The sequence below is a fragment of the Enterobacter sp. CCUG 70166 genome, assembly GCF_020224095.1.
Lineage (GTDB): Bacteria > Pseudomonadota > Gammaproteobacteria > Enterobacterales > Enterobacteriaceae > Enterobacter > Enterobacter intestinihominis.
In genome coordinates this window covers 16,938-34,941 of record NZ_NRIQ01000013.1, presented here as the reverse complement: position 1 = coordinate 34,941, position 18,004 = coordinate 16,938, and the positions used below count along the sequence as shown (strand labels likewise).

Annotated in this window: 17 protein-coding genes; 5 read left to right on the top strand and 12 right to left on the bottom strand. The window is 55.1% G+C overall.

Annotated elements, in window-relative coordinates; genetic code table 11:
* Nucleotides 1–7: 7 nt before the first annotated feature.
* Both traF and CKK19_RS06670 read right to left on the bottom strand, forming a co-directional pair.
* A complete protein-coding gene (gene traF / locus CKK19_RS06675; protein ID WP_152811457.1) occupies nt 8–1,294 on the bottom strand; it encodes a conjugal transfer protein TraF in 1,287 nt (428 codons plus the stop codon).
* A gap of 192 nt (nt 1,295–1,486) precedes the next feature.
* A complete protein-coding gene (locus tag CKK19_RS06670; RefSeq protein WP_022646741.1) occupies nt 1,487–1,975 on the bottom strand; it encodes a cupin domain-containing protein in 489 nt (162 codons plus the stop codon).
* A 117-nt stretch (nt 1,976–2,092) separates the two neighbouring features.
* Between CKK19_RS06670 and zur the strand changes: the two genes are divergently transcribed.
* Nucleotides 2,093–2,605: a zinc uptake transcriptional repressor Zur gene (zur, locus tag CKK19_RS06665; RefSeq protein ID WP_006810484.1), complete on the top strand. Its 513-nt coding sequence runs from the start codon at nt 2,093–2,095 to the stop codon at nt 2,603–2,605.
* 47 nt (nt 2,606–2,652) lie between these two features.
* Here zur and CKK19_RS06660 read toward each other — a convergent pair whose 3' ends face one another.
* The 4 genes from CKK19_RS06660 to CKK19_RS06645 all read right to left on the bottom strand — a co-directional run bounded on the left by CKK19_RS06660 (nt 2,653) and on the right by CKK19_RS06645 (nt 5,468).
* Nucleotides 2,653–2,862 (bottom strand): CsbD family protein, encoded by a 210-nt coding sequence (locus CKK19_RS06660; protein ID WP_003860314.1) that lies wholly within the window; start codon nt 2,860–2,862, stop codon nt 2,653–2,655.
* A gap of 119 nt (nt 2,863–2,981) precedes the next feature.
* Nucleotides 2,982–4,319 (bottom strand): MATE family efflux transporter DinF, encoded by a 1,338-nt coding sequence (gene dinF, locus CKK19_RS06655; protein ID WP_046618218.1) that lies wholly within the window; start codon nt 4,317–4,319, stop codon nt 2,982–2,984.
* A gap of 63 nt (nt 4,320–4,382) precedes the next feature.
* Complete coding sequence (gene lexA / locus CKK19_RS06650) at nt 4,383–4,991, bottom strand: transcriptional repressor LexA (RefSeq protein WP_003860318.1); 609 nt, start codon at nt 4,989–4,991, stop codon at nt 4,383–4,385.
* Nucleotides 4,992–5,099: 108 nt separating this feature from the next.
* A complete protein-coding gene (locus CKK19_RS06645) occupies nt 5,100–5,468 on the bottom strand; it encodes a diacylglycerol kinase (RefSeq protein ID WP_006810487.1) in 369 nt (122 codons plus the stop codon).
* Nucleotides 5,469–5,622: 154 nt separating this feature from the next.
* On the opposite strand from CKK19_RS06645, the gene plsB reads away from it, so the two are divergent.
* The gene (plsB, locus tag CKK19_RS06640) at nt 5,623–8,043 is read left to right on the top strand and encodes a glycerol-3-phosphate 1-O-acyltransferase PlsB (RefSeq protein WP_063854126.1); all 2,421 of its coding nucleotides are present in this window, start codon (nt 5,623–5,625) and stop codon (nt 8,041–8,043) included.
* Nucleotides 8,044–8,132: 89 nt separating this feature from the next.
* Here the strand turns inward: plsB and ubiA are convergent, their stop codons facing one another.
* The 5 genes from ubiA to malK all read right to left on the bottom strand — a co-directional run bounded on the left by ubiA (nt 8,133) and on the right by malK (nt 13,254).
* Nucleotides 8,133–9,002, bottom strand: coding sequence for a 4-hydroxybenzoate octaprenyltransferase (ubiA, locus tag CKK19_RS06635; protein ID WP_022646737.1), 870 nt, complete (start codon nt 9,000–9,002; stop codon nt 8,133–8,135).
* A gap of 12 nt (nt 9,003–9,014) precedes the next feature.
* Nucleotides 9,015–9,512, bottom strand: coding sequence for a chorismate lyase (ubiC, locus tag CKK19_RS06630; protein ID WP_022646736.1), 498 nt, complete (start codon nt 9,510–9,512; stop codon nt 9,015–9,017).
* A 172-nt stretch (nt 9,513–9,684) separates the two neighbouring features.
* Nucleotides 9,685–10,623: a maltose operon protein MalM gene (gene malM, locus CKK19_RS06625; protein ID WP_058677315.1), complete on the bottom strand. Its 939-nt coding sequence runs from the start codon at nt 10,621–10,623 to the stop codon at nt 9,685–9,687.
* Between the two features lie 111 nt (nt 10,624–10,734).
* Nucleotides 10,735–12,102 carry a maltoporin gene (locus CKK19_RS06620; protein ID WP_032621777.1) on the bottom strand — a complete coding sequence of 456 codons (1,368 nt, stop codon included), beginning with the start codon at nt 12,100–12,102 and terminating at the stop codon, nt 10,735–10,737.
* A gap of 42 nt (nt 12,103–12,144) precedes the next feature.
* Nucleotides 12,145–13,254: a maltose/maltodextrin ABC transporter ATP-binding protein MalK gene (gene malK, locus CKK19_RS06615; RefSeq protein ID WP_063854125.1), complete on the bottom strand. Its 1,110-nt coding sequence runs from the start codon at nt 13,252–13,254 to the stop codon at nt 12,145–12,147.
* A 371-nt stretch (nt 13,255–13,625) separates the two neighbouring features.
* On the opposite strand from malK, the gene malE reads away from it, so the two are divergent.
* From malE to malG, 3 genes are all read left to right on the top strand, one after another.
* Entirely contained in the window at nt 13,626–14,816 is a 1,191-nt protein-coding gene (gene malE / locus CKK19_RS06610; protein WP_022646733.1) for a maltose/maltodextrin ABC transporter substrate-binding protein MalE, read from the top strand.
* Between the two features lie 121 nt (nt 14,817–14,937).
* Entirely contained in the window at nt 14,938–16,482 is a 1,545-nt protein-coding gene (malF, locus tag CKK19_RS06605) for a maltose ABC transporter permease MalF (RefSeq protein ID WP_023299085.1), read from the top strand.
* Between the two features lie 14 nt (nt 16,483–16,496).
* Complete coding sequence (malG, locus tag CKK19_RS06600; protein ID WP_003860332.1) at nt 16,497–17,387, top strand: maltose ABC transporter permease MalG; 891 nt, start codon at nt 16,497–16,499, stop codon at nt 17,385–17,387.
* A 96-nt stretch (nt 17,388–17,483) separates the two neighbouring features.
* On the opposite strand, the gene psiE is transcribed toward malG, so the two are convergent.
* Nucleotides 17,484–17,894, bottom strand: a complete 411-nt coding sequence (gene psiE / locus CKK19_RS06595; protein ID WP_000202963.1) for a phosphate-starvation-inducible protein PsiE — start codon at nt 17,892–17,894, stop codon at nt 17,484–17,486.
* Between the last annotated feature and the right edge of the window lie 110 nt (nt 17,895–18,004).

The following is an 18,004-nucleotide window of genomic DNA, read 5'->3' as shown; positions in this document are numbered from 1 at the left end:
TTTTTATTTAGAACGTCATGCTCAACTGTGCCCCTGCGCCCCAGGTCTCGTCTTCGCCATAAAGCCCCATCAGGTCAACATGGACGGAGTTGAACGGCGCAAAACCGACACCGCCGGTAAAGACGTTGCTGTCGTTCCCTTTCATATCCGCACGATAACCGGCGCGTACTGCCAGCCAGCTCAGCGGCGTGACTTCGGCACCGACGCCAACGTACTGGGAGGTGTCTTCGCTTTTAAAGCCCTTGGTTTCGGTCAGATCGCCATCTGCGGTCAGCGTTACCAGATCGTTGTGCCAGGCGGCCCCGGCAGTGACCAGCGGACGGATCTGATAGGTGTCTTTATAACTCACCACCTCTCCTGTGCGCCCGTTGCGAATGCGGATATCTTTGGTATCGATATCGCGCGACATCAGGTTTTGCCCGCTCACGCCGACCGTCCAGTTTTCACCGAAATCAGCAGCAATACCGGCATCGACGTTGAAGCCAGTGTCGTCGGTACGGTAGCGGCTGTCGTTCCACTTATTACTGTCGTAATCGTAGATTGAGGTAGTGTAGTTATAGAGCCAGGTTTTTTGCAGCTTCGGCGTGACGCCAACGGAAACCGGAACGCCGCCAAGATCGAACTGACGGGCTACCGCAATACCGTAGTCGGACACAATCGCCGCCCGGCCAGACGCCGTAGAGTTAAGGTTTTTGGTGATCTGATCGGAACCGTTTAGCGCGGCATCCAGCGCCACACCGGCAGCCACCGCATCGCTTCGTTGTATGCCGCGCAGATAATCAATGTCCTGCTGATCGATTGAAGAGCTGACGCGGCCATGTGCATAGCCTTTGGCCATAAAGGCCACGGAAAGGACATCGTTAGGGATACTGACGGCAATCCCCGCCCCTGCGGTGGCGTGTGCGGTTTTGCCTTTCAGGTAGTCCAGCTCATCAGCGAGATCTTTCGCTGCGCCCTGGAACTGATTGATCGAACCTAATGGATCCGTGATGATATCAATGGGGGTCAGACTATCAACCACGTCCTTGTAATGATTGATTTTATCGTTAATGGTATCAATCTCGTCCTGAAGATTGTCTTCATCGGTCACCTGCACGCCAACGGACGGCAAAATGACCGTCACATCATCCTCGGGCTTAGATTTTGCCAGTAACGCGGGGTTGATTAACGCCCCGCTGCCATAGCTCCCTGCCGCGACACCCGTTCCGCCCATTGCGTCGCTACGCGCTTCCGTCCAGGTATTGGCTGCTCCCGCCTGATTTGCCATAAAAAAGGAGACAGCAATGCTAACCATCGAAAATTTAAAATGTTTTTTCACAGTGTGCTCGTAAATAGTTTGTTATTAGTTAACCCTGTCTGTTATCACCCAAACAGGAACGAACTATTGCTGTGAATAAGTACAAAAAGACCCGCTATTTCCCTAAGTTAAATTCCATCCCGGCCTGTTCTAATGTGTGACGACCATCAATATTTATAGAAGAGGAAATTATTTTCGCCCAGGTTTTCCATCGTGCGGGCCAAAAAACTGAGGCGGATGGTCTACCCAGTGGTCTTCGCGCGTCACGGCATACACCGGATTGAGGGGATAGTAGATGCGGTTATGTTTTTTATTAGCCTCACCCACCACCAGTAAGCGCACCTCTTCATCGGTGTTGTTGATAAAGGTATGGCACACCCCCGTGCCGGCAGGAAATCCCACGCTGTCTCCGGGTTCAAGCTTCCACAGATAACCATTGATCCAGGCCTCAGGGTAACCCTCCAGAACGTAAACAAACTCCTCTTCGTCGCTTTCCGCATGCGGATAAGAAGTACGGCGTCCGGGCGGCAGCCGTTCATGGTGAATACCAATGCGGCCGAGACCCAGCTTGCGGGCCAGCGGCGCGCCAATAGAAAACCGTTCATTGCTGTCCGGATACGTTGCGTCATCGGCGCCTTCCACGTCCCGCCAGTGCCGAATACAGTCAGGTCTTTTCATCATGCGATCTCCCGATTTGCGATGCGTCAGGTATAGCACAGCCCGGCGGATCTCGGTGTTTTTAGCAGAACATGATAAAGTGAGGGTTTTCACCCCTTACCACATCCGAGGTGCCCGATGGACAAGTCCACAAAAGAGCTGTTAGCGCAAGCTGAAAAGCTCTGTGCGCAACGCAATGTGCGCCTGACCCCGCAGCGCCTTGAGGTACTGCGTCTGATGAGCCTGCAACAGGGTGCCATCAGCGCTTACGATCTGCTCGACCTGCTGCGTGAAAGCGAGCCGCAGGCAAAACCGCCGACCGTCTATCGGGCGCTGGATTTTCTGCTGGAGCAAGGGTTTGTGCATAAAGTGGAATCAACAAACAGCTATGTGCTGTGCCATCTTTTTGACCAGCCTACTCACACGTCCGCCATGTTTATCTGCGATCGCTGTGGCGTGGTGAAGGAAGAGTGTGCGGAAGGTGTGGAAGATATTATGCATACGCTGGCAGCCAGAATGGGCTTTGCGCTGCGTCATAACGTGATCGAAGCCCACGGCTTATGTTCTGCCTGCGTGGAGGTGGAGTCATGCCGTCATCAGGATGCCTGTCAGCACGATCACTCTATCCTGGTGAAGAAAAAGCCGCGTTAAGGCCAAAGAAAAAGGCGGCTCAGAGCCGCCTTTGGGGATAGTGCCGGTTACCAGCGGTAGTCGTTACGGGTTTCCCAGTCTTTGACTTCGTTTTCCGCCTGATCTTTTTCATAACCGTAGCGCTCCTGGATTTTACCTACCAGCTGATCGCGCTTACCTTCAATGACGGTCATATCGTCATCTGTCAGCTTACCCCACTGTTCTTTCGCTTTACCTTTGAATTGCTTCCAGTTGCCGCCGATTTCGTCTTTATTCATAATCGTGTCCTCGTGTTAAGCGTCTATGAGTGTCGTCCGCTTCGTTCTTTTCTGCTGGACGTGATTATTATTGTAGTTAAGGATTCGGCATTTATTTTTATATTCGGAATCTTTAACCGTTACGATATATCGTGCGGGGCTGGAAACCAGGTCTTGTTTCGCCAGTGACGACGCCAGATAACGGCCAGCGAAAGGCCACGCAGTGAGAGAAACACCGCCAGCGCGAGCCACAGACCATGATTGCCGAGATACGGCAAGGTCAGCAGCGTCAGGCCGAACCCCGCCGCAGCGACGGCCATACTGTTGCGCATCTCCGCCCCTCGCGTCGCACCAATAAACATGCCGTCCAGCAAATAGCACCACACGCCCACCACCGGTAATACTACCTGCCAGAGGATGTAGCGATCGGCCAGCTCACGTAGCGCGGGCAACGAGGTGAGAAGCGCGACAATATGCCCACCAAAACAGGCGTAAACCAGAGCAAAGACCAGCGCCACCAGACCCGCCTGACGACAGGCAGCACGCCAGACTTCGCGTAATTGGCCGCTTTCACGCGCGCCATAAGCCTGCCCGGAATGCGCCTCGACGGCGTAAGCAAAACCATCCAGCGCGTAAGCGGTAAAGGTCAGTAACGTCATGAGCACTGCGTTGACGGCGACGATCTCAGGCCCAAGACGCGCACCAAAAACGGTTAATGCGCCGAAGCAGAGTTGCAGCAGGAGCGAACGGAGCATGATGTCGCGATTAAGCGCCAGCAGCTTACGCATATTGCCGCGCCAGGCCGATTTCAGCAGATCCAGGGTGATACCGCGCATCGCCAGCACGCGCCAGACCATCCCCAAACCGATCAGCAGCGTCCCGTACTCGGCAATTGCCGTAGCCAGCGCCGCGCCCCGGACGTTCATGTGCAGTCCCATCACCAGCCAGAGATCGAGCACAATGTTAAGCAGGTTGCCCACCACCAGCAGGATCACTGGCGCGCGGGCGTACTGCACGCCCAGCAGCCAGCCCAGAAGGACCAGGTTTGCCAGTGAAGCGGGCGCGCTGAGCCAGCGAATTTCGAGGAACCGCCGGGCTTGTTCCAGTACGGCATCGCTGCCGCCTACAATATGGAGCGCAAGATCAATCAGCGGCGTACGCAACAGAACGATTAACGCGCCAGCACCGAACGCCAGAATGAGCGGCTGAACCAGCGCACGCGCCAGACGCAGGGGATCTTTTGCACCATACGCCTGGGCCGTAAGGCCTGTCGTACTCATGCGCAGAAAAAGTAGCAGCATAAAGAGGAAGCTGGTAGCCGTTGCGCCGATCGCGACGCCGCCCAGGTAAATCGGCGAATCCAGATGCCCGATTACCGCCGTATCCACCAGCCCCAGCAGAGGAACGGTAATATTGGAAAAAATCATCGGTAGCGCAAGACGCCACAACGCCTTATCGGCAGAAGTTAGCAATGCCATGGAAATTACCGGAATCAGAAAACAGGCCAGGCTGTAGAGGAACTACAGCCTGTCAGGAAGAGATTACAGCCATTCACCGTTGCGGATAACGCCGACCGCCAGCCCTTCAATAGAGAAGCTCTGCTCGCGGAGATCCACCACAATCGGGGAGAATTCATTGTTTTCAGGCAGAAGCTGCACGGTATTGCCTTGTTTTTTCAGGCGCTTAACCGTCACTTCATCATCAATGCGCGCCACCACGACTTGCCCGTTACGCACGTCCTGCGTTTTGTGTACCGCCAGCAGATCGCCATCCAGAATACCGATATCTTTCATGGACATTCCGCTAACGCGCAGCAGGAAATCGGCGCTCGGCTTGAACATGCCTGGGTCAACCTGATAGTGCCCTTCGATGTGCTGCTGCGCCAGCAGAGGTTCGCCTGCGGCTACGCGACCCACCAGCGGAATACCGCTCTCTTCTTCCACCAGCAGACGGATGCCGCGTGAGGCGCCGGAAACAATCTCAATCACGCCCTTACGCGCAAGCGCCTTAAGGTGCTCTTCGGCAGCATTAGGAGAACGGAAGCCCAGACGCTGCGCAATTTCTGCACGCGTGGGTGGCATACCCGTCTGGCCGATATGATCCCGAATGAGATCAAACACCTCTTGCTGCCTGGTCGTTAACGCTTTCATACCGCCCCCTGGGTGTATATACAGTTATGCTGTGAGTATATACAGTCAAAGGCGATTTTGGAACCAAAAACTGCACAAAAAACCAGGGACTTAATTATTCCTCGAGGCTCATCGGAAATGCGACCAAAGTAGCGTGACCCAGGTGATCGCCGCCGTGATAATCGACAGCAGTACGGCAGCGGAACCCATGTCTTTCGCCCGGCCAGACAGTTCATGGAATTCCGACCCGATTCGGTCAACAACGGCCTCAATAGCGCTATTCAGAATTTCCACTATCATCACCAGAAGGACAGATCCGATGAGCAGTACGCGGGTGATAGCATCAACATCAAGGAAGCAGGCGATGACAACGGCAACGATTGCGGCAACCGCTTCCTGGCGGAAAGCGGCTTCATTAACCCATGCGGCGCGGAAACCTTTCCATGAATAACCGGCAGCTTTAATGATTCGAGTTAACCCAGTGGTATTATTGGCCATTAAAAGAACCTTTTATGATAAATAGCGTCAGTAATTAAAGCCGCAGCGCGTTTTGCTGCGACCTGAAGTATGACGGGTAACAACAGAAATTTTGCGCGCTTTCTGTTATCCTTGCGCCGCAATTGCATTATTAACCAGAGGCTTTACATCGTTTATGTCCGGCTGGCCACGAATTTACTACAAATTACTTAATTTACCATTAAGCGTACTGGTAAAAAGTAAGTCTATCCCAGCAGAACCTGCGCTGGAATTAGGGCTCGATACGTCGCGCCCTATTATGTACGTTTTGCCTTATAACTCGAAGGCAGACCTGCTAACGCTTCGCGCTCAATGTCTGGCGCACGATTTACCTGACCCGCTTGAACCGCTGGAAGTCGACGGTACGCTGCTGCCGCGCTACGTGTTCATCCATGGCGGACCGCGCGTGTTCACCTATTACACGCCGAAAGAAGAGTCCATTAAGCTGTTCCATGATTACCTCGATCTGCACCGCAGCAACCCCGATCTGGACGTGCAGATGGTGCCGGTGTCGGTGATGTTTGGCCGTCGTCCGGGGCGTGAAAAAGGGGAAGAGAACCCGCCGCTGCGTATGCTCAACGGCATTCAGAAATTCTTCGCCGTCTCATGGCTGGGACGCGACAGCTTTGTTCGCTTCTCGCCTTCCGTTTCACTGCGCCGCATGGCGGATGAACACGGTACTGACAAAATCATTGCGCAAAAGCTGGCGCGCGTTGCGCGTATGCACTTTGCACGTCAGCGTCTGGCGGCCGTTGGGCCACGTCTCCCGGCGCATCAGGATCTGTTTAACAAGCTGCTGGCTTCCAAAGCGATTGCCCGTGCCGTAGAAGACGAAGCGCGCAGCAAGAAGATTTCGCACGAGAAAGCGCAGCAGAACGCAATCGCGCTGATGGAAGAGATCGCCGCGAACTTCTCCTACGAGATGATTCGTCTCTCTGACCGTATCCTCGGTTTCACGTGGAACCGCCTCTATCAGGGGATTAACGTCCACAACGCCGAGCGCGTGCGTCAGTTAGCGCATGACGGCCACGAGATTGTCTATGTGCCCTGCCACCGCAGCCACATGGACTACCTGCTGCTCTCTTACGTGCTCTATCACCAGGGCCTGGTGCCGCCGCATATTGCTGCCGGTATCAACCTGAACTTCTGGCCAGCTGGTCCGATTTTCCGCCGTCTGGGTGCGTTCTTCATTCGTCGTACCTTCAAGGGTAACAAGCTCTACTCCACCGTTTTCAGGGAGTATCTGGGCGAGCTGTTCAGCCGCGGCTATTCCGTGGAGTACTTTGTTGAAGGCGGTCGCTCCCGTACCGGTCGTCTGCTCGATCCGAAGACCGGCACGCTGTCGATGACTATTCAGGCCATGCTGCGTGGCGGTACGCGTCCTATTACGCTGGTGCCTATTTACATCGGTTATGAACACGTGATGGAAGTGGGCACCTACGCGAAAGAGCTGCGCGGTGCGACCAAAGAGAAAGAGAGTCTGCCGCAGATGCTGCGTGGTCTGAGTAAATTGCGCAATCTCGGCCAGGGCTACGTGAACTTTGGCGAGCCCCTGCCGCTGATGACGTATCTGAACCATCATGTTCCGGAGTGGCGCGAGTCTATTGATCCTATCGAAGCGGTACGTCCGGCCTGGCTGACGCCAACGGTCAACGGCATTGCATCCGAGCTGATGGTACGCATCAACAATGCTGGTGCGGCAAACGCCATGAACCTGTGTTGTACCGCGCTTCTGGCCTCTCGCCAGCGTTCACTGACCCGTGAACAGCTGACCGAGCAGATTGATTGCTATCTGGATATCATGCGCAACGTGCCGTATTCCGTGGATTCGACCGTGCCGTCTGCCACCGCCAGCGAATTGATCGATCACGCGTTGCAGATGAACAAGTTCGAAGTCGAGAAAGATACGATTGGTGACATCATCATTCTGCCGCGCGAGCAGGCCGTGCTGATGACCTACTACCGTAATAACATCACTCACATGCTGATGCTGCCGTCACTGATGGCTGCCATTATTACCCAGCACCGCCGTATTTCGCGTCAGGAGCTGCTGCGCCATATTCAGGCCATCTATCCGATGCTGAAAGCGGAGCTGTTCCTGCGCTGGAGTAACGATGAGCTGGCGGCAGAGCTCGATAAAATGTCCGCAGAGATGCGTCGTCAGGGGCTGATTACCATCAGTGATGACGAACTGCATATCAATCCGTCACGTTCCCGAACCTTGCAGCTCCTGGCTTCCGGTGCGCGTGAGACGTTGCAGCGCTACGCCATTACCTTCTGGTTATTGAGTGCTAACCCGTCAATCAACCGCGGTACGCTGGAAAAAGAGAGTCGGACGCTGGCCCAGCGCCTGTCCGTTCTGCATGGCATTAACGCCCCGGAATTCTTCGACAAAGCGGTATTCAGCTCCCTGGTGCTGACGCTGCGCGACGAAGGTTACATTAGCGATACGGGCGATGCTGAGCCGGAAGAGACGATGAAGGTTTACCAGATGCTGGCAGAGCTGATTACCGCGGATGTGCGTTTAACGATTGAGAGTTCGACGCAGGGCGAGTGATGTTAAAGCCGGGTGGCGCTAACGCTTACCCGGCCTACATGTTCTGCTAAATCGTAGGCCGGGTAAGGCGAAGCCGCCACCCGGTTTTTTTATGACCAGTAACTCATCGCCAGTCCCATAAACAGCACCAGCCCGACGTAGTTATTATTCAGAAACGCTTTAAAGCAGGCTTCACGCTCGCGCTTCACGATCAGCTTCTGCTGATACGCAAACAGCAGACCCGCCACCAGCACGGACCAGTAAAACTCCCAGTTCAGCCCGTTCAGGCGACCAATCGCCACCATCAACGCCAGCACCGCCACCTGCAATATGCCGATGATCAGTTTGTCGTGACGGCCAAACAGGATCGCCGTCGATTTGATGCCAATCTTGAGATCGTCATCGCGATCGACCATCGCGTATTGGGTATCGTACGCAACGGCCCAGAGAATATTCGCCAGGAACATCAGCCAGCAGCTGAGCGGAACGGACTCGCTGACCGCGGCAAACGCCATGGGAATCGACCAGCCAAATGCCGCACCCAATACCACCTGCGGCAGATGGGTGTATCGCTTCATAAATGGGTAGACCCAGGCCAGCGCCAGAGCAGCGACGGACAGCAGAATGGTCATGGTGTTAAGGGTTAACACCAGCATGAAAGAGAGAAGCACCAGCACCACAAACAGGATGCGCGCCTCTTTCCCGGTCACCTGACCGCTCGGCAAAGGACGATTCGCGGTGCGCTTAACATGTCCATCAAATTTCCGGTCAGCATAGTCGTTGACCACACAGCCCGCAGCGCGCATCAGCCAGACACCCGCCACAAACACCGCCAGGATCCACAGCGGCGGTACGCCCGGCGTGGCAACCCACAGCGCCCATAAGGTCGGCCACAGCAGCAGCAGCGCGCCAATGGGTTTATCAGTACGCATCAGGCGGTGATAGGCCAGCAGCTTATTCTGCGTCAGACTCCACTCCATTTTTTCTCCCTCTTAGTACAACGGCGATGCAGGCAAAAAGAGTTCCGTCAGTATTAACGGCTTGCCACTCAAACGAAGGCGGGAACGGCGCCCCCACAAATCGGCATCGCAACCAATTTCAATAAAATCACGGGTCAGTTCAGACGAGGTGAACAGATAGCGCCCCAGCGGCGTTTTGCCGAGGCGTTGCAGTGCCAGCTCCGGCCCGGAAAGTGTAGACTCAGGAACCACCGTTCGCCCGGCAAGCCACGGCTCGCCATCCGCACAGAGTAAAATTTCACGCAGCCAGTAGCGTTCTTCCTGCGGCAGCAGCGGCAGCTCGCTGGCAATCTCCGCAGGCGAGACAAACCCTTCCTGAATCATCGTCACCGTGACCGTTTTACCCTGTTGCTCAAAACGTTTTGTCATGGAATCTTCCAGCAGCAGCCAGTCCAGCTGTTCCGGGTCAAGCGCAGGGATGTGGTCGAAATAGCGTAGCGCACGCAGCTGCGTTAGCGCGGGGTGTGACATGCCAGACTCTCCGATACATAACGTAAAAGCATTGTATCGCAGATTGGCAAAATGAGGACGGACAAACAGAATTTAACGATCACTATCGCAACAAAGGTGCAACTTAGCCAAAAAAAGTGCGCCCGCGAAGGCGCACCAAACGACTAACAAAATCAGCACTGTGGGGAGACGGTTACCCCTTGCCTTTTACACTGCTGATAAAGGTGGAACGGGCAGTGGTTGAACCTAAACGCTCGGCTTCATCAAGCAGTTTCAGCGCTTTATCGACATCGCCGTTTTTAACTGCCTGCTTGATGGCGTTGTTAAAGTAAGTTTCAGTATCGTTAAGCACCGGCTCGGCTTTTTTCGCCGGGGCCGGGGCTGCGGCTGGTGCTGCGGCTGGCGCGGCATACACAGGCGCGGCAGTATTACCCACCGTTACCGGACCCGGGCCAGATGAGCCAAACAGTGGGCCTACGAGTACGCTGGAGCTGCTGTTGGTTTTCACCTTCAGCTTAAGCAGGCCGTCGGTGGTATGGCGCGCAATCGGATCGGGAATATCGGGAATGGCGTTACCAACCCCTTTGGCATAGGCTTTTGCCGGATCGAGCAGAGTGGTGGTTTGCTGCAAATCTTTTTCAGTGGTGAAGACCAGTACGTAGAGCTTTTGCTGCCCGAGCGCCGGGGTCAGACGCATTACCCCTTCCAGGCGGTCCGCGCTCATTACACCCGGCTCTTGATAGGTAAAATAGCTGCTAGGGAAATAGGCGGAAGGCGTCATGTTCTGATCGAGGATCAGAACGTTCGGCGCAAAAACGCTGGTCTGTTTGTTAACTTCACTGGATAAAGTCAACGTTAGCTCACCGATATTAGCCGGTACGCTATAGGCGGCTACCGGCCCGGTAATGCCAGCCACATTGAGCTGTTGGCCACCCGTCGCAAGCTGTGTGTTCTGCGTTTTGGACTGATCCACCGGCGTCCAGGTTAATTGCTGTAGAGCGGCTGTCGGAATGGCAGGCGCTGCGCTGGTATTCTGCGGGACATAATTGACGTCAGCGAGCGTGACGCCAGGCACACAGGCCAGCAGACCCGCTGACAGGCACAGCGCGACGAGATTTTTCTTCATTTTCATTGTTATCACCTCAGAAAGCGTAAGCACTGCGGTGGCCAGGCAATAGCGCGCAGTACCTCAGGAATTGAGGGGCTTTCGCCCCCCAGATTACATCGTCAGATCAGGATGCGATTACCACCAGATTTCCATCTGGGCGCCGAAGGAGAACTCATCGTCATCGCCGCGGCTGGTAGAGAATCGACCGTTACCGGTGGAGTCAGAGATCGCGTAACGGGTGGCATCGCCGTTACCGTTCTTCGCGTAGCCCCATTTCTCATCCCACTTCGCGTAGGTTGCGAAGACACGGATGGCCGGACGAGACCAGATGCTGTCGCCAGCCTGCCACTGTTGCGCCAGGGTGATTTTGTACTGGCTGTTGCGATCGCCGGTTTCCTGGGATTTGACGTTGTCGTAGCCCACTTCCAGCAGGGTGCTCATGATTGGCGTCCATTTGTACATCGGACGTACACCCACGGTCCACCAGTCACTCCCCTGGTTATCATCCATGTCGAGTTTCTGGTACATACCGACATACATCAGGTCCCACTTGTCGGCCAGGGTGATTGCACCGTGGTCCAGAATGCGCCAGAGGCTGCCGTTGTTATTAATCACATCGTTGGCGTAGTTGGTCGTCGTGCCATCAGGATTCGTGATGGTAAAGCTGGAAGAACCATAGGAACCCTGGCTCAGACCTTTACCCTGCGTGGTCATTGAGTCCATCGCATACTGCAGCACAAACTTGTTATAGCCTTTCAGCATGCTCTGGGTATGTTCAGCGGTGAACATCCAGCCATCTTTCGACGCGCCGTCGGCAAGATCATAGCCGTCGGTCGTGTTCGCGCGGCCATAATCCACACCCAGTTCCAGCACGCCGTCCGGGTTAGTTTCCAGGCCCGCTAAACGCACGTCAAATACGTCGTTCGCGGTATCTTTGGTACGGTCATAGATGTTCTGGCTGCTGAAGGCATAAGAACCGCCAGCTTCCTGGGAACGCGTCGCTGCCAGAGACAGTTTACCGAAGCCCAGATCGATGTTTTCAATACCGGCACCAGGACCAGAGATATCCCAGTAGTAGAAGTCGATCATGTGTACGTCATGACGCTGATAGAAGCGCTTACCGGCCCAGATGGTAGAGCCAGGCAGCCATTCAATCAGGTTTTTACCCTGCACGTTAGCTTCACGGAACGCCGGATCGGTACCTTCCCAGTCATTCTGCTGTGCCACGGAGTACGCTACGTTGGTGTCGAAATAGAAGCTCTTGTCGCCTTCTTTCCACACTTCCTGGCCCAGTTTCAGTTCGGCGTAGGTTTCACATTCGTTACCAAGACGGTATTTACTTTGTGCGCCTGTTGCCTGGAAACATTGTTGTTCACCGCCACTACCCGTCCAGCCGATACCAGAACGAGCATAACCATGGAAATCCACTGCCAGTGCCTGAGCAGACATTACGCCCGCTGCGACGGCAACTGCCAAAGGAAGTTTGCGCAGAGTAATCATTATTCTATCTCCTGAGATCATTGCTTTTCTTTGTAATTGGAATGCTTAAACGCCTGGCTCTTTGTGCAACCGACGACATGCAGTGCCATCCTCACGGAACAGATGGCAACGCTCTGGCGGCAAACCGATAGCGAATGTGGCACCCTCTTCTACCAACACCACGTCATTCTGGCGGTAGACCAGGTTCTGACGGATGGCGGGGATCTGGATATGAATCTGTGTTTCGTGACCAAGCTGTTCGACGACCTGAACTTCACCTTCCAGCGTCACATCAGCGATGTGGCTCGGCAGTAAATGCTCAGGGCGGATACCGAGGGACATATTGGCCCCCACCTGTACGTTGGCGCTGTTGACCGGCAGCCAGACTTGCTGACGGTTTGGCAGCTCCACCTGTACCTGTTCGATTGCCGTCGCGGTCACTTTTACGGGCAGGAAGTTCATCTTTGGCGAGCCAATGAAGCCCGCAACAAAGCGGTCTGCCGGGTAGTGATACAGCTCCAGCGGTTTGCCCACCTGCGCCACGCGACCGGCGTCCAGTACCACGATTTTGTCGGCCAGCGTCATCGCTTCGACCTGATCGTGGGTGACGTAAATCATCGTGCGCCCCAGGCGCTTGTGCAGACGGGAGATTTCGATACGCATCTGGACGCGCAGGGCGGCATCCAGGTTAGAGAGAGGTTCATCGAGCAGGAACACGCGCGGCTCGGCCACCAGCGTACGGCCGATCGCCACACGCTGACGCTGACCACCGGAGAGCGCCTTCGGTTTACGCTCCAGCAGATGTGCCAGCTGGAGCACTTCCGCCACCTGGGTGACGCGCTGGTTAATGGTCTCTTTTTTCGCGCCGGCCAGCTTCAGGCCAAAGGACATGTTCTCGGCAACGGAAAGATGCGGATAAAGCGCATAAGACTGGAACACCATGCCCACGCCGCGTTCAGCTGGCGGGATGTCGTTCATTCGGGTATCACCAATAAATAAATCGCCACTGGTGATGGTTTCAAGACCGGCAATCATACGCAGCAGAGTAGATTTACCACAGCCTGATGGACCAACGAACACCACAAACTCACCTTCGTGGATGTCCAGATTGATGTCTTTTGACACCACAACGTCGCCCCAGGCTTTCGTTACATTACGCAGCTGTACGCTCGCCATGCCCTTCTCCCTTCGTTACAACCTGTCACCGACAGAAACATTCAAGATAAGTTCACTATGCGTGTTCCATTACTTTCGTGAATCCTCCACCCCCCGGCTTTTTTATGGGGGAGGAGGCGGGAGGATGAGAGAGCAGGCTCTGCGACCGCAGCGGAGGGGCTGAGGCGAAAATCGTGAAGCGGCCTGCAAAATTCAGTGGGTTTTTATGTGCGCCAGCACTCATAACTTAAATTTATGTTACAGGGATCACACAAACAGGGGGTGGGGCGTAGGGACTGGGAGGATGGAAAGAGGATGTCAAATAAGGAGACTGAGTCACGTTGAACCACCTTATGTATCCACGAGCACATCACCAATAAAGGATGGCAGATATGAAGATCAAGACTGGCGCACGCGTTTTCGCATTGTCCGCCCTCGCAGCAATGATGATTTCCGCACCGGCTCTCGCCAAAATTGAAGAGGGTAAGCTGGTTATCTGGATTAACGGCGACAAGGGCTATAACGGTCTGGCCGAAGTGGGCAAAAAATTCGAGAAAGACACCGGTATCAAAGTCACCGTAGAACACCCGGATAAACTGGAAGAGAAGTTCCCGCAGGTTGCGGCAACTGGCGATGGTCCGGACATTATCTTCTGGGCGCATGACCGTTTCGGGGGCTACGCGCAGTCTGGCCTGCTGGCAGAAGTTACGCCAGACAAAGCCTTCCAGGACAAACTGTTCCCGTTCACCTGGGACGCCGTTCGCTATAACGGCAAGCTGATCGCTTACCCAATCGCGGTTGAAGCCCTGTCACTGATTTACAACAAAGACCTGGTGCCAAATCCACCGAAAACCTGGGAAGAGATCCCTGCTCTGGATAAAGAGCTGAAGGCGAAAGGTAAATCCGCTCTGATGTTCAACCTGCAAGAGCCGTACTTCACCTGGCCGCTGATTGCTGCCGACGGCGGCTACGCGTTCAAGTTTGAAAACGGCAAATATGACGTGAAAGACGTGGGCGTGGACAACGCGGGCGCGAAAAAAGGCCTGACCTTCCTGGTTGACCTGATTAAGAACAAACACATGAACGCGGATACCGACTACTCCATCGCGGAAGCGGCGTTCAACAAAGGCGAAACCGCGATGACCATCAACGGTCCGTGGGCCTGGACCAACATCGACAAGAGCAAAGTCAACTACGGCGTGACCCTGCTGCCAACCTTCAACGGCAAGCCGTCTAAACCGTTTGTTGGCGTGCTGAGCGCGGGTATCAACGCCGCCAGCCCGAACAAAGAGCTGGCGAAAGAGTTCCTCGAAAACTACCTGCTGACCGATCAGGGTCTGGATGAAGTGAACAAGGACAAACCGCTGGGCGCCGTTGCGCTGAAATCCTTCCAGGATCAGTTAGCGAAAGATCCACGCATTGCGGCCACCATGGATAACGCCCAGAAAGGCGAAATCATGCCGAACATCCCACAGATGGCTGCGTTCTGGTACGCCACCCGTACCGCCGTCATCAACGCTGCAAGCGGTCGCCAGACTGTTGATGCCGCGCTGAAAGATGCTCAGGGTCGTATTACTAAGTAAGTCTGAAAAACGGCGGGTGGCGCGTGCGCTTACCCGCCCTACGACTACGGCACGATCCGTAGGTCAGGTAAGCGCAGCGCCACCTGACGATAAGTTTCCACCGTTGTAGAGGAAGAACCCCATGGATGTCATTAAAAAGAAACGCTGGTGGCAAAGCGACGCACTGAAGTGGTCAGTGATAGGTCTGCTGTGCCTGCTGGTGGGTTACCTTGTTGTTTTAATGTACGTGCAAGGGGAATACCTTTTTGCCATCATGACGCTGATTTTAAGCTCGGTTGGCCTGTATATTTTCGCCAACCGTAAAGCGTATGCCTGGCGCTATGTCTACCCCGGTGTTGCCGGGATGGGGCTGTTTGTCCTCTTTCCGCTGATCTGCACCATCGCGATTGCCTTTACTAACTACAGCAGCACCAACCAGCTCGCGCAGGAGCGTGCCACTCAGGTGCTTCTGGATCGTTCTTATCAGGCGGGTAAAACCTTTAACTTCGGCCTGTATCCTGCGGGAGATGAGTGGAAGTTAGCGCTCACTGACGGTGAGAGCGGCAAAAACTATCTTTCCGACGCGTTCAAATTTGGCGGCGAGCAGAAGCTGGTCTTAAAAGAGGCCGCGGCCTTGCCAGAAGGTGAACGTGCCAACCTGCGTATCATCACTCAAAATCGCCAGGCGCTGACCCAGCTCACCGCTGTGCTGCCCGATGACAGCAAAGTAACCATGAGCTCGCTGCGCCAGTTTTCCGGCACGCAGCCGCTTTATACTCTGGCGGATGACGGCACGCTGACCAACAACCAGAGCGGCGTAAAATACCGCCCGAACAACGATATCGGTTTCTATCAGTCGGTGAATGCCGACGGCAGCTGGGGCGACGACAAGCTCAGCCCGGGCTATACCGTTACCATCGGCTGGGATAACTTTACCCGCGTGTTTACCGACGAAGGCATCCAGAAACCGTTCTTCGCCATCTTCGTCTGGACGGTAGTCTTCTCCATCCTGACCGTGATCCTGACCGTGGCCGTGGGCATGGTGCTGGCCTGTCTGGTCCAGTGGGAATCCCTGAAGGGCAAAGCGATTTACCGCGTGCTGCTGATTCTGCCGTACGCCGTGCCGTCGTTCATCTCGATTCTGATTTTCAAAGGGTTGTTTAACCAGAGCTTCGGTGAAATCAACATGATGCTGAGCGCGCTGTTCGGCATCAAACCGGCCTGGTTCAGCGACCCGACCACCGCTCGCTCGATGATTATCATCGTGAACACCTGGCTCGGTTATCCGTACATGATGATCCTGTGCATGGGGCTGCTGAAGGCCATCCCGGACGACCTGTACGAAGCCTCGGCGATGGACGGCGCGGGTCCGTTCCAGAACTTCTTCAAAATTACCCTGCCGCTGCTCATTAAGCCGCTGACGCCGCTGATGATTGCCAGCTTCGCCTTTAACTTTAACAACTTTGTGCTGATTCAGCTGTTGACCAACGGTGGACCGGACCGTCTCGGCACCACCACGCCGGCAGGCTATACCGACCTGCTCGTGAGCTACACCTACCGTATCGCCTTCGAAGGCGGCGGCGGTCAGGACTTCGGTCTGGCGGCGGCGATTGCCACCCTGATCTTCCTGCTGGTGGGCGCCCTGGCGATCGTGAACCTGAAAGCTACACGTATGAAATTTGACTAAGGAGGGCACTGAACATGGCAATGGTACAACCCAAATCTCAGAAACTGCGCCTCCTCGCGACGCACTTAGGCCTGCTGATTTTCATCGCGGCGATCATGTTCCCGCTGCTGATGGTAATCGCCATCTCCCTGCGTTCGGGGAACTTCGCCACCGGGAGCCTGATCCCGGATGAAATCTCCTGGGAGCACTGGAAACTCGCGCTGGGCTTCAGTGTGGAACACGCGGATGGCCGAGTCACTCCGCCGCCGTTCCCGGTGCTGCTGTGGTTGTGGAACTCGGTAAAAGTGGCGACCATTACTGCCATCGGCATCGTGACGCTCTCCACCACCTGTGCTTACGCCTTCGCCCGTATGCGTTTCCCGGGCAAAGCGACGCTGCTGAAAGGGATGCTGATTTTCCAGATGTTCCCGGCGGTGCTGTCACTGGTGGCGTTGTATGCCCTGTTTGATCGTCTGGGCCAGTACGTGCCGTTTATCGGCCTGAACACCCACGGCGGCGTGATCTTCGCCTATCTTGGCGGCATCGCCCTGCATGTGTGGACCATCAAGGGCTATTTCGAAACCATCGATGGTTCACTGGAAGAAGCCGCCGCGCTGGATGGCGCCACCCCGTGGCAGGCGTTCCGTCTGGTGCTGCTGCCGCTGTCGGTACCGATTCTGGCGGTGGTGTTCATCCTGTCGTTTATCGCGGCGATCACCGAAGTACCGGTCGCCTCTCTGTTACTGCGCGATGTGAACAGCTACACCCTGGCCGTCGGTATGCAGCAATACCTCAACCCGCAAAACTACCTGTGGGGCGACTTTGCCGCGGCGGCCGTACTCTCTGCCATCCCGATTACCGTGGTGTTCCTGCTGGCCCAGCGCTGGCTGGTCAACGGCCTGACGGCGGGCGGTGTGAAAGGTTAAGTTTCATCTGTTATGCCACTGCAACCCTCAACTTTAGACGTATTGTATTGAACCAACTTGTGACTGTTGTTAGGCGCTCTTCGGAGCGCCCTTTTTTTATTCGCGTTTCAGCCGCTTTGAGTTGCACAGCCAGAGGGTGATCACCAGCAGCAGGATCGCTGCCGAGTAGATCAGCACGTCGAGCGGGGATTTATGATCGACGATGATCAGCCGCACAATGGCGGTGATGCCAATGTAGACAAAATAGCGCAGCGGGAAGTGAAAGCCGGACTGAAAGTACTTCACAATCAGGGCGATAAATTCAAAGTAGAGAAAGTAGACCACCAGGCCTTCCACCAGCGCGTATTTGCTGGTTTGCTCAGGGGCGAACAGCACATCCGCCAGATGCACCGTCTCTTTACCCAGAAACACGACCAGGATCAGGCCAAGGCTCAGCAGACCGAGGTTCAGCACGGTCTGGAGTATCGTTGAGATAAACTCAACGCGCGGACGAGTCAGGGATGTCATACAGCACCTCATTCTCCAGGGCGAGGTTCCTGTATAACGCAAAAATGTGACGGGGATCTATATTTTTTGTTTATGTTTTGTCCAGATGAACATTCCTGCCGGGCGGCACT